This is a genomic window from Marivirga sericea (assembly GCF_900177665.1).
Lineage (GTDB): Bacteria > Bacteroidota > Bacteroidia > Cytophagales > Cyclobacteriaceae > Marivirga > Marivirga sericea.
This window is the reverse complement of the sequence record NZ_FXAW01000001.1, coordinates 325,489-338,473: the sequence shown is the minus strand read 5'-3', so window position 1 is coordinate 338,473 and position 12,985 is coordinate 325,489. Positions and strand designations below refer to the sequence as shown.

At 37.7% G+C, this 12,985-nt stretch carries 10 protein-coding genes; 5 read left to right on the top strand and 5 right to left on the bottom strand.

Annotated features, from left to right (window positions below):
• Positions 1 to 239 precede the first annotated feature (239 nt).
• Entirely contained in the window at positions 240 to 785 is a 546-nt protein-coding gene (locus B9Y84_RS01310; RefSeq protein ID WP_085515286.1) for a hypothetical protein, read from the top strand.
• A gap of 177 nt (positions 786 to 962) precedes the next feature.
• Positions 963 to 2,954, top strand: a complete 1,992-nt coding sequence (locus B9Y84_RS01305; protein ID WP_085515285.1) for an elongation factor G — start codon at positions 963 to 965, stop codon at positions 2,952 to 2,954.
• A 37-nt stretch (positions 2,955 to 2,991) separates the two neighbouring features.
• Here the strand turns inward: B9Y84_RS01305 and B9Y84_RS01300 are convergent, their stop codons facing one another.
• Complete coding sequence (locus tag B9Y84_RS01300; protein WP_085515284.1) at positions 2,992 to 3,366, bottom strand: hypothetical protein; 375 nt, start codon at positions 3,364 to 3,366, stop codon at positions 2,992 to 2,994.
• A 322-nt stretch (positions 3,367 to 3,688) separates the two neighbouring features.
• Here B9Y84_RS01300 and B9Y84_RS01295 point away from each other — a divergent pair, with 322 nt between their 5' ends.
• Positions 3,689 to 4,159, top strand: a complete 471-nt coding sequence (locus B9Y84_RS01295) for a nuclear transport factor 2 family protein (protein WP_085515283.1) — start codon at positions 3,689 to 3,691, stop codon at positions 4,157 to 4,159.
• Positions 4,160 to 4,260: 101 nt separating this feature from the next.
• On the top strand, positions 4,261 to 5,517 hold the full coding sequence (locus tag B9Y84_RS01290) for an MFS transporter (protein WP_221406399.1): 1,257 nt from the start codon (positions 4,261 to 4,263) through the stop codon (positions 5,515 to 5,517).
• Between the two features lie 170 nt (positions 5,518 to 5,687).
• On the opposite strand, the gene B9Y84_RS01285 is transcribed toward B9Y84_RS01290, so the two are convergent.
• The 3 genes from B9Y84_RS01285 to B9Y84_RS01275 are packed head-to-tail and all read right to left on the bottom strand — an operon-like array spanning position 5,688 to position 10,335.
• A complete protein-coding gene (locus tag B9Y84_RS01285; RefSeq protein WP_085515281.1) occupies positions 5,688 to 7,280 on the bottom strand; it encodes a GMC family oxidoreductase in 1,593 nt (530 codons plus the stop codon).
• Positions 7,281 to 7,297: 17 nt separating this feature from the next.
• Positions 7,298 to 8,728, bottom strand: coding sequence for an aldehyde dehydrogenase family protein (locus B9Y84_RS01280; protein ID WP_085515280.1), 1,431 nt, complete (start codon positions 8,726 to 8,728; stop codon positions 7,298 to 7,300).
• Positions 8,729 to 8,769: 41 nt separating this feature from the next.
• On the bottom strand, positions 8,770 to 10,335 hold the full coding sequence (locus B9Y84_RS01275) for a long-chain-fatty-acid--CoA ligase (protein ID WP_085515279.1): 1,566 nt from the start codon (positions 10,333 to 10,335) through the stop codon (positions 8,770 to 8,772).
• A 150-nt stretch (positions 10,336 to 10,485) separates the two neighbouring features.
• Between B9Y84_RS01275 and B9Y84_RS01270 the strand changes: the two genes are divergently transcribed.
• On the top strand, positions 10,486 to 11,379 hold the full coding sequence (locus B9Y84_RS01270; RefSeq protein ID WP_085515278.1) for a helix-turn-helix domain-containing protein: 894 nt from the start codon (positions 10,486 to 10,488) through the stop codon (positions 11,377 to 11,379).
• A 45-nt stretch (positions 11,380 to 11,424) separates the two neighbouring features.
• Here B9Y84_RS01270 and B9Y84_RS01265 read toward each other — a convergent pair whose 3' ends face one another.
• Positions 11,425 to 12,966 (bottom strand): glycine betaine ABC transporter substrate-binding protein, encoded by a 1,542-nt coding sequence (locus tag B9Y84_RS01265; RefSeq protein ID WP_245830799.1) that lies wholly within the window; start codon positions 12,964 to 12,966, stop codon positions 11,425 to 11,427.
• Between the last annotated feature and the right edge of the window lie 19 nt (positions 12,967 to 12,985).

The following is a 12,985-nucleotide window of genomic DNA, read 5'->3' as shown; positions in this document are numbered from 1 at the left end:
TATCTTAATAGTCTGAAAAGATCTATGAACGAAAACAATCAGCTAATTCAGGACTTGGAAATGAGCTTGAAGGAATATTCTCCTTTTTCACAAAAAAAAATAGGGTTATCACAACTGAAATAGGGTTTGAAATGGGAATCAATAGTATGCCAACAATTCATACTAAAATAGATACACGTAGCGTTTAATCAATATGAAAGAAAATTGCATTTGACCAAATCTTATTTACATTTTATTTTATGAAAAACCTAATTCCTTTACTTCTGGTAATTATACTTTCAAGTTTATATTCGGCTCAAGCTCAGTATTCAAAAAAATTTGATTATCAGAATAATTTTCAATTGGAACTTGGTGGCCATGGATTAATATACTCAATCAATTATGAAAGAATATTAATTAATAGTGAGCTTCTTAAAACAACCGGACAAATAGGAATCGCGTACTACCCTCCTTTCATAGGTTTTAGAGATGTGTGGATACCTATTGGAATTAACGAGATTTTATCTATTAATAACCACCATATTGAAGCAGGTGTCGGCATGGTGATTATTCGAGAGGCTTCTCGTGATTCCGGTAATACTGCTATTGATTGGTTTTGGGATGGTTTCTTATCTGCTAGAATTGGATACAGATATCAAAAACCTGATGGTCGATTTCTATTTAGAGCAGGTTTCACCCCGATTATAGAGACAAATATATTTTCTAAACTACCGCGGGAATTATCCGGAAAATTTCTTTCAGAAGTTCATCCACTAGCTGCAGTTTCCATTGGCTACAATTTCTAAACTAATCTAGTGCTGAATCTGACCTATCTGCACGCACGAAAACAAGCAGAAAAGTTTTATCAAAGTATTTAAACCACAAAAAAAGTATGAACCCCATGTTTTTCCTTTTTATTAAAATTCCCAAAAAGTGTTTTAATTCCTGAAAAAGCCTATTAAACTTACTAGTTTTGTTCATTGATGTCTCCAAAAACTATTACAACCATAGGGATTTTAGCGCATGTGGATGCCGGCAAAACCTCTCTGACAGAGTGTTTATTGCATCATTCTGGTGCCATAGCATCTCAAGGAAGTGTTGATAAAGGCTCTGCTATAACGGATGGTTTAGCGATTGAGAAAAGCCGAGGGATTTCAATCAAATCAGCAGCGGTTAATTTTACTTGGAAAAATCATATTTTTCAAATGGTGGACACACCGGGCCACATTGATTTTGCTGCTGAAGTAGATCGGTCTCTTTCAATCTTAGATGCGGTAATTTTGGTCGTTTCTGCCAAGGAGGGCGTGCAAGCCCACACCCTTAATTTATGGGAGAGCTTGAAAGAGCGAAACCTACCTGTTATCATTTTCATTAATAAAATTGATCGCGATGGAGTCAATACGGAGCAAGTCTTTTTAGATCTTCAGGAAGAATTAAGGGCAAAGCTCTTCGCTTTGAACTTTCCAGATCTTTCCGTTGCAAATGATCCTAAATTAAGATCTTTCACAAATACTGCTGGTCATTTAGGAGTTCCAATCCTTGAAATTTCTCTAGAAAATCTAGCCGAATGCAATGAGATTTTTTTGGAACAATACCTTGAAGGTAAAACGGATAATTTTGAAAGTATTTTAGAAAAAGCTCAGCAAGCTATAGAAAACAAGTCACTTTTTCCTGTCCTTTTCGGAAGTGCTAAACTGGGAATAGGAATAGAAGCTTTATTAAATAATCTCACAGTGCTCCTCTCCCATCCCCAAACCTATTTCTCAACAGCCTCTGCCAAGGTGTTTAAAGTAGAGTTTCATGATAAATTAGGGAGATTAGCCTACATAAAATCTTATGGCGGTCTCCTAAAAACCAAAGACAGCATTCATTCGCAACAACTTGAAAAGGAAATTAAAATTAATCAGATCTTTAAGCCACATCTCGGCAGCTTAGCGCAATTTCCAGAATTGTCACCAGGGGAAGTCGGCATTATCAGCACTACTGAAATCATTCAGGCTGGAGATGCACTGGGCACGGAAATTCTTCATGATGAATTTTCGAAGATTAGTGATGCGGTTTTAGGAGTAGAAGTAAAGGCTATTGAAGATAAGGATTACCAAAAACTAGGGGAAGCATTGGAGATCCTCAACCTTGAAGACCCTGCTTTAGATTTTAAATGGTTTAAAGAAGTCCGAGAGTTTCATCTCAAAATCTTAGGCCCAATCCAAACAGAAGTTTTGAAAGAAAACTTGGTGCAGCGATGGTCAATCGAGGCAGAATTCCTAAAACCTAAAGTAATTTATAAGGAAACACCTTCCAAGTCAGCAGAAGGTTATGTTCGCTATTGGATGCCTAAACCTTGCTGGGCCATTATGACCTTCCTACTCGATCCAGCACCAGTGGGCAGTGGAATTTCCTTTACTTCTAAAGTCCGCACCAGTGAGATAAGCAATAAATACATCAATGAGGTCAAGAGAGCCATCCCTTGGTCGTTAAAGCAAGGACTTAAAGGCTATGAAGTAACGGATTTATCCATCACTCTTATAGAAGGCTCAGAACATAATGTACATTCTAACCCAGGTGATTTTTTACTAGCCACTCCTATGGGTGTGCTCAGAGGCTTGGAGAACGCAGGAACTGATCTTTTAGAACCGATGTATGCATTTGAAATCAAAGCTCAACAAGATTTACTGGGGCCCATTTCAGGAGACCTCAACCAAATGAGAGCGCAGATAGAGGCTCCGACTTTCGATGATGATTTTTTTATATTAAAAGGACGTGTTGCTGTGGCAGAAGCTATTGATTACGGCATAAAATTTAATGCGACCACCTCTGGGAAAGGACGCCTAAAACTAAGCCTCGATGGCTACGAAAAAACGACTACTACGGAAGATAAGATTAGACCATTTAAGGGAGTTTCACCTCTAAATGAATCGCAGTGGATTTTGCATATGCGAGGAGCATTTAAGGCTGATCAACGATTGCCTGTGTGAAGCATAATTACAGATAGAATAAAGGTTGAACGACACTTTATTGCTCAACAGGGACCTCTCCAATCACTTCCAGACAAGTAATAATGACCTGCTCTCCTACCATACAGATGCTTCCTCCTTGTTCTGCCACTTCATATCCTAATTTTACCCGCTGGCCTTCTACGAATCTGAAATTCCATAGTGGGTCTTCAGTAGCACCTTCGGGTAAAGGAGGAGTACCACACCATCCCCATTGCCAGACAGGCTCAAGGTAGTTGCCATTATCCAATTGAAAAACATAACCACAACCATCCATGCCTGATAGATCAACAACCGTTGCAGTATAAGTGCAATCTTTTGAAATTTCTCCATCCTTTGGTTCGCATGCCCAGATGCATGTTAGAAGAAAAAAGGCAACAATTATTTTTCTCATCGCAAATCAATTAAGTTTGATATAAGACCCCATTTTGAATGAAAAGGTTGGAGACATTTTGCCTCCACTAAAAACTTTTTAGATGTTTCTAAATTCAAATAACAAAATAGTAGGTAGCAAAAATTTACTCTCATGCACTCCAACAAATATCAACCTTAGCTTTAAGAATCAAGCTACAATTAAGCTTTAGAAAATCTAAAGTCCAGCATCAGAAAATAATGGCTACATTGTGGCTAAAAAAACACGCTCTAGCCAGGGTAGACAGTTCAAAATATAAGTTAGTAGAATACTTCAAACGTAATTCCCACAAAAAATAAGCATCATGAACAATAAAGAACTAATAAAAAAATTCTATACTGGATTCTCAAATGGGAAAAGTGAAGAAATGGTAGAGTGCTATCACGAAAATATAGTTTTTCAAGATCCTGCTTTTGGGATCTTAGAAGGTCCAAGAGCTCGGTCGATGTGGAAAATGCTACTAACTCCTAAAAATGGAGATATTAAAATTAGATATGAAATCATTCATACTGCTTCTGACACAGGAAAGGCTCGTTGGATTGCTGAGTATTTTTACGGGAAAAGAAAAGTAGTAAATACAGTCGAGGCTAATTTTAAATTTGAGGATGGCAAAATAATTGAACATATAGATACTTTTAACCTGTGGAAATGGACCCAACAAGCTATGGGTTTTACTGGGTATTTGCTGGGATGGACCTCTTTCATGAAGAACAAGATTCAGAAAACTACCAATAAAAAATTAGATCAGTATATTGAAAAAAGTAACAGACTTTAAAAAATTAAAACCATCAACTACCTTCTTTGTTGATACGCTATACTTTTATTTAAAACTGCCGTAACAGGACAAATAGAAGATGCTAAATTAAAAGTCTCGGATTGGTAAAAAGACAAAGGAAAGATATATTCGGCACTGATAGAAGGGTAGTAATATTAGGATTTGCTAGAATGGCAGACGCTATGGGTAATTCTTTTCTCATCGTAGTACTTCCACTCTATATCGCAAGCGAAAGCATTAAAGGAGAATTCCTAGGACTTACAGAAAGCCTAATCACAGGTCTTATCCTTGGACTATTTGGACTGATAACCAGTTTTTCACAGCCGTTTACCGGAAGACTATCCGACAAAATAGGGAAGCGAAAGCTTTTTGTAGTGCTTGGGCTTGCTATTTTTACCTTAGCAAATTTTTCCTACTCACTAGCTCATACATATTATTTATTGATGGTGATTCGTATTGCGCAAGGAATAGCCGCAGCCTTCACGATTACAGCAAGCTTGGCTCTGGTAAGCGAGCTAAGCCAAAAAAAGACGCGAGGTAATAATATGGGCGTCTATAACTCATTCCGATTGATCGGGTTCGGACTGGGTCCTCTCGCTAGTGGAGTTTTGGTAGAAAGCGGTCCATATAACTTGCCCTTAATAGGTCCCATCAACGGATTTGTAGCTTCATTTTTAGTAGCCTCTGGGGCAGCATTACTAAGTGCTTTGCTGGTAGCCTTTTTTGTTTCAGATCCGGAAGAAACCGAACCTAGCAACAGAAAAATGAAGATTCGAATTACTTCCGCGGAAAAAGGGAGAATACTAGATCCAATATTTGCCTTAGCGCTAGCAACATTAGTTATGAGTTTTGGCTTTTCACTACTTGCTCCAATTGAAACCAAAACTAATGAAAGGCTTTCCCAAGGTGCATTTATGTTTTCCCTTGAATTTAGTGCGCTAATTGGGGCATTGGCTATTGCCCAGCCTATCATTGGTAAAGCCAGCGATAAATTCGGAAGAAGAATATTTATCATCATTGGCCTAGTCGGTCTTATACCCATAGTATTTCTTGAGGGATTGGTAACACAACCTTGGCAATTGATAACGGCACGAGCATTTCAAGGTATAAGTGCTGCCATGGTCTTTGCCCCTTCCCTAGCGTTAGCTGGAGATTTAGCAGAAAAAGGCAATACAGGAACGCAATTATCAGTAGTAACAATGGCCTTTGGTCTGGGGATATCTCTGGGCTCTTTTGTCTCGGGTTATTCAATTAGATTTGGCTATTTGACACCATTTTTAATAGGTGCTATAATGGCGGGAATTGGAGTACTAATTGTTACAACCCAGGTACCAAAAAATGTCGATAAAGTAGAGTAAACTCTGCTCAAAATTAAATTATTCAAATTTTCACCTATTCATTCTCAACTAGTACTTTTGGATAATGAAAAGTGGATATCACTAAGACTCCTTCGAAGACCCCAGCAACATCCATCTTTTAATTTTATCATATGTAAAAAGTAAAGAAGTTGACTTTATTCAGAAGTGACCTATTCTTCTAAAATAAGGTCCGCTGCTTTTTCTGCAATCATAATGGTAGGTGCCTGAGTATTGCCACTAACAATCTTCGGCATAATCGAAGCATCTACTACACGCAAATTAGCGATTCCATAGACTTTTAACTTATTGTCTACCACTGCTTCGCCTTCCTTGCCCATGCGACAAGTTGATGTAGGATGATACAGCGTCTCTCCCGTATTACGAATAAATTCTTCTATCTCTTGATCATCTTCTATCGGTTTATCAGGTATAAAACGACTACCATAATGTTGAGCAAAAGCTTTTGATTTCCCTATTTTGTCAGCAAGTTTATAGCCCCAAATTGAACGTTTCACATCATCTTCAGTACTCATATAATTATGGTCAATCGAGGGCTTATCTTGATAATTGCTAGACGCCAAAGAAACTGTACCCATACTACTAGGATTCAACAGTTTCCCTCCTATGGAATATCCATTACCTGTTTTGGGACTTTTCAATCCATGCTCTACAAAAAAAGCAGGAGCGAAATGGTACTGCACATCTGGATTTGGCTTATCCTCTGAAGATTTCACAAAAGCTCCCGCCTCACCTATGTTACTTGCAAAAGGGCCTTTTTTAGAAATCAGGTAGTTTGCCAAGTTCTTAATCACGATAGGGAACCGTTCTGCAGCATCTAAGGTCTTTTTATAAGTGGTATTAAACATTACAAAGAATACCATATGATCTTGCAAATTTTTACCAACATGAGCCGAATGGTGCTTAACTTCTATTCCCAGCTTCTTTAGTTCCTCTTGATCACCAACACCTGAAAGCATTAGTACTTTTGGGCTATTGTAGGCACCACCACTTAAAATCACCTCTTTACGAGCATGTACTTCATGGCGCACCCCATTTTGATGATAGACAACCCCTTTAGCCGTTTTATCCTCAATAATTATTTTCTCTACTTCAGCATGAATCTCTACTGTCAAATTATTCCTTGATTCCGCAGGGTGAAGGTAAGCTCTAGCCGCACTACATCTTTCCCCATTAATATGGTTAACTTGAAAATAACCGAATCCATCCTGCTCAGCTCCATTGAAATCTTCATTTTTTGAATAACCTAGCTCTTGTCCGGCTTCTACAAAAACATCAGATAGATGATTAGTGTAATTTCTATTATTGATATTAAGAGGACCTCCTTTGCCATGATACTCATCTGCTATTGTTTCGTTATTTTCGGCTTTCTTAAAGTAAGGAAGCACCTCTTCATAGGACCAACCCTCATTTCCTAACTTCTTCCACTGATCATAGTCATTTTTATGACCACGGATATAAATCATGGCATTATTGCTACTACAGCCTCCCAACATCTTTCCCCTTGGTAAATAAACCGAGCGGTTGTTCATACTCTTCATCTTAACCGAATAATAGCTGTAATCTAGTGGCGAAAGAAAGGTTTTGGGGAATGCAGCCGGAATCTTTACATCATTGCTTTTATCACTGCCTCCCGCTTCTAGTATCAGTACTTTATGCTTTCCGTTTTCCGATAATCGAGAAGCTAGGACGCAACCTGCGGCTCCTGCCCCAATAATTATAAAATCATATTCTGAATTTGTCATAGTTTGGAGTTTAGATACTAAAAGTACTTAATCGTAAAGTCAATCAGCTTTTGAGAGAAATTAGTATAAGGTGGTAGCAATAGTTCCAATGCATTCGGTACGTGTTGGCGTAAGACACCTCTTGCATTAGAAAAAGCTTTAAAACCATCAAATCCGTGGCCTTTACCAATTCCGCTATTGTTGGACCCACCAAATGGCAAGTTTGTATTGAAGAAATGTACCGAACTGTGATTAATGCAGCCTCCACCTGCTCTAGTATTTTTTAAAATATGATTAATATTTTTATTGCTTTTACTGAAAATGTACAGAGCCAATGGCTTTTCACGCTCGTTAATTTGGTCGATTGCCTCATTTACATCTTTAAAAGTGAAAATTGGCATAATGGGTCCGAAAATCTCATTGGTCATCAGTTTCGAATCATTTGAAACATTGGTCATGACTGTAGGAGAAATGTAATTCTGCGACTCATCAAATTTAGCTCCAAGTTCAACCTTCGCTCCTTTACTTACCGCATCATCTACGTAGCTTTTGATTCTATTGAAATGGTGTTCGTTGACAATTCGAGCATAGGAACTCTCTTCGGAAGCATTTTCTGAGTAGAAATGATTGATCGCTTTATTGACTTCAGATACGAATTCTGCTTTTTTACTTTCATGTACAAATACGTAATCCGGAGCAATGCAAACCTGACCATTATTCAAACATTTACCCCAAGCTACTCTGCGGGCTGCCATTTTCAAATCAGCTGTTTCATCTACTATGGTTGGTGATTTACCACCAAGCTCTAAGGTTACTGAGGTAAGATGCTTAGCTGCTGCAGCCATCACAATTTTACCAATGCTAGGAGCTCCTGTAAAGAATATGTGGTTAAATTTTAAAGCTAATAATTCGGTAGAAGTATCCTTTCCTCCTTCAATTACTGCCACTTCATTTTCTTCAAATACTTCAGCCAATAATTTCCCCATCAAAGCAGAAGAATGTGGTGTCATCTCGGATGGCTTTATAATTACAGTATTCCCTGCAGCTACAGCAGAAACCAAAGGGCCGAAAGTTAGATTAAAAGGGAAATTCCATGGTGAAATGATTAAAACCATTCCTTTTGGTTCGTAATGTACTTTTGAAGTTGAACCCAACAAAGCCAGAGGAGTTGATATATGCTGTTTTCCCATCCAACTCCTTAATTTCCTGCGAGCATGTTTGATTTCGCTGGTAACTGGATATACTTCAGTTAAATCCACTTCACTGGGATGCTTTCGATAATCATTATACATCGCTTCCTTGATTTGAGGGCGATATTTCTCAACTACTTGATGAAATTTTTTAAGCTTAGCTTTTCGTTCTGAAACTGTTGTATTGCCAACCTTCATATAGTTAGCGTGTTGTTTATCAAAAATGCGTTGAATGTCGGAAATTTTTGCTTCCACTGGTGCTTCTAATGTCGCTTCCATAATTTTTTGAGTTAGTCGTTACTAAAATTTATTTGAGTATATTAATGAATCGTTTTAGTTATTTCTTTACTTAGTTCTTTTTTCAGAATCTTCCCTGTAGCACTCATAGGTAGTGCTTCCATATATTCTATTATTCTTGGGTATTTATAGGCTGCTATGTTATTTTTTGTCCAGGCGATCAAATCTGCCTCGGAAATCTTCTTGCCTTTTTGCAATACCACACAAGCTTTAATTTCTTCCCCTGATTCATCATCGGGTACTCCTATTACAGCCACCATAGAAACAGCCTCATGCTTTACCATTACCTCCTCTATTTCTCGCGGGTAAACATTTAATCCTTTGCGAATTATCATTTCTTTCGTTCTGTCTACAATAAAGAAAAAACCATCCTTGTCTTTTACTGCCACGTCACCTGAATGTAGCCAGCCATTTTTAAGAGTCACTTTATTTTCTTCCGGTTTATTGAAGTAGCCTTTCATCACATTATGGCCTCTATAGATGAGCTCCCCTTTTTCACCAACTGGCACTTCATTATCCTCCCCATCAACCACTTTTACTTCTACTCCCCAAACAGGAGTACCAACAGAGCCAGGCTTCTTCCCAAAAGCTTTTTGGTTAAAGGTCACTACAGGTGAGCCTTCCGACATACCATATCCCTCCAGAATAGGTACTTCAAACTTATCCTCAAACTTTTCTAAGACATTCACTGGCAAAGCAGCTCCTCCAGAAACACAGGTTTTAAGGTTTTTTGCTATTCCCTTTAGATCAAATTTTGTGTTTTCGTAATTAAGCAGTCCCCAATACATGGTGGGTACTCCAGCAAAAACAGTAATGGTATGCTGTTGCATAAGTCCTAAAACTGCTTCAGCATCAAATCTTGGTAATAAAACACTTGTAGCTCCCTTGTAAAGACCTGCATTCATGAGCACAGTCATTGCAAATATGTGGAAAAGCGGGAGCACAATTAGTTGCCTATCGTTATGGACCAAATCGGTTATATCAGTTGAAAGCATCGCATTATGCAGAAGATTAGAATGTGTTAACTCTGCTCCCTTTGGTTTTCCTGTGGTTCCGGAAGTATAGATAATTAGAGCCGTATCATCCGCTGAAGTTAAAACATTTTCAAATACTACTGGCTGCTTACCCATCAACATTCCCAGCGTTTTCTCACCTTGAATTGGAGAAGGATCCGAAGGTTTTCCTGTGATTATATAGAGCTCTTTACAATCATTAGATGCATCAAAACCTGCCTTGCCTTCAGTTCCCATTGGTAATTCAGGGGTTCCTTCAAAACAGAAATAAGCTTTCGCACCTGAATCCTGCAGATGGTAGGCTATCTCATCTCTTTTCAAAAGGACTGAAAGCGGCACTACTATAGCTCCAGCTTTCAAAATACCGAAATAAACCATTGGAAAATACGGTAGATTTAAGCAACTCAATGCTACTCTATCTCCTTTTTTAATTCCAGCTGCAACCAAGCCATGGGCAATCTGATTAGCAGCACCATTAATTTGTGCATAAGTCAAATGATTATCCATAAAAATGAAAGCATTTTTATCGGGATATTTTCGAGCACTATCTTCTAAAATAACAGAAAGGTTAATCATAATTTGTATATTAAGACTTTTTAAAGAATAAATAGGTCGCCAAAACAATAAATGACGAATATTGTTTGTCAAGTTAACGTTTGTTAGGCAGACTAAATCCAATGATATTATCAAATTCTATAATGATATTATCACTACAATTAAAAAGCTATGGATAAGATTGATTTAAGCCACCCTACTTCACAAAAAGCCATTTATACTTCTGATCATACTCAGTTACTCATCACCTACGATGTTACTAAAGCCCAGCGAGATTATACTTTTGATAATATTATTTTCGCCTACGTAGCGAGAGGACTAAAAAATATAAGTATACCTGGTCTCCAACCCTTTAGTTTGACACCCGAAATGGTGATTATGGGAGCAGCTCCCATTGAAGCACATGTGGAAATACCGCTTGACAAAACACAAAATGCTGCACATTGCTTTTGCATGGAAATATCAAAAAATAAAGTCTACTCTGTTTTTGATAAATTACACGATTCAGAAGAAATAGAAAGTTTGACAGAAAGTGACGAGCAATTTTCTCCTCTGGAAGTATATCAAGGAAATGGAGCTAAAATGGTCATGAACAACCTTATGAGCATGCAAAATCTCTTACAAAGTGATGCACGTTTTAAGGACCGCTGGATAGATCTTAAAATAGAGGAACTGATATTATGTTGCTTGCAAACAAATATGTACAAAACACTTATTAATGGTTATGCAAAGCACCGAATGTTAGATAATCCTTTATCAGAAGTCATTGCCTACATCGATGCTAATTTTACATCTCAAATAGAGATAGGCCAACTAGCTGCAAAAGCCTGCATGAGCCCAGCCACTTTTTACAGACGCTTTAAGCAAAGTCTTGGTGTTACACCGGTTGAGTTCATTCATGGAAAAAGAATACAGAAAGCAAAGCTATTATTATGTAGGAATGAAGCTCCCATTGCTGATGTTGGTTTTCAATTGGGTTATACAAGTCCTTCTTATTTTACATTGCAATTTGAGAAACACATAGGCTGCTCTCCTAGAGATTACCAAAAACAGCAATTAAATTAAACCATTTAGCCTGAGCAAAATCTAACGCACTGAAATCATAATTTTCTATTGAAGAGAATATTTTGCTAAATCTTCAACATTTTGCAAATTAAGTTTTGCTGCTTGCTCAGACCGCATTAAAATAGCAAATGTATTATTAAAACCCAGGGTAGATAGCCATTCAAACTCGAATTGCTTGAGCGATTCCCTTTTAACGAACCCATATACTTTCTCAGGATTAGACATTATGGATTCACGCTCTTGAGTGTTAGTTTCTAAAAGCAACAATAATGCTGTCCCTGTGTACTCTGGATATAGATCTATTTCATCATTTTTCATAGCATCCATCAGTAATTTAGTACCACCAAAGCCAAGTTTAAGTTCTACCTTTAGATTGGTATGCGCTTCTATTACAAATTTAAATAAGTGCGCTAAAATATAATTCTCAGTAAAAGCTTTACTTCCAATTTTAATGATTCCGCTTCTTTTGACTGGCGCTTCCCGCTCAGTTGAAAGAATACCTTTTGCTAGTAGAAAGTCTAAAGCGACTTCCTCAGGCTGCATCTTTCTTTCATCAACTTTAAAATTCATTTCCGTCATTTCATCATTCGTGATTCGATCTTCAAGTCGAGCTAAGGATTCTTTAATTTCAGGATATTTTTTAATGATCAATTGCCTCGCAACTGGAGCAGCTTCGTAGGGAGGGAAATAATTCCGGTTATCTTCAAGCGTTCTCAAATTATAAGCTTTGATTCTCCCATCTGTTGAAAAACCACTAACAACATCCACCTCGCCATTAGCTAAAGCTTGATACATTAAGCCAATTTCCATTTCTACATACTTTATTTCGAAATCATATGCTTTAAATAATCCTTTTAAGCCATCTTCTCTGTAAACAAATTCTGAGGGAAAGCCCCCAATTAAATCCTTTTCTATAGTAGATTTATTGAAATTTTGCACCCCTGATATCAGGAGATATATGAAAGTTCCTCCTAAGAGAATAATGGAAAACCAACGAATCACCTTGGTGCTACTGCTTTGAATTTTACCTAAAATTGCATCAAAAAACAAAGCCAGCAAAGAGGCTGGTATTGCGCCAGCCAAGATCATATTGGTATTGTTCAGCTGAATCCCTTGAAGAATAAATTTACCAAGACCGCCTGCTGCAATAAAAGCACTCAAAGTAGCGACCCCAACATTGATTACCGATGCAGTTCTAATACCTGCCATTACATAAGGTAAAGCGAGCGGCAATTCCACTTTAAACAAAATTTGTGATCGTGTCATGCCCATCGCAATGGCAGATTCCTTAACAGAAGCATCAACTTCGGAAATTCCAGTATAGGTATTTCGTACGATAGGAAGTAAGGCGTACAGAAAAAGTGCCATGATTGCAGGAACTACTCCGATCCCTAGGAAAGGCAGTAGAAAGCCTAATAAAGCTAAACTCGGGATAGTTTGAATCGTATTAACTAAAGTAAGAACCGTCTTGGTTGATCTTTTGTTAACAGCTATTAAAATCCCAATAGCCACACCTAATAAAATTGCTATACATAAAGAAACTAAAGTCAACTCGATATGCTCTATCAGTTGCTTAAAGACTTCCATTTTATTTTTTAAGAGAAAT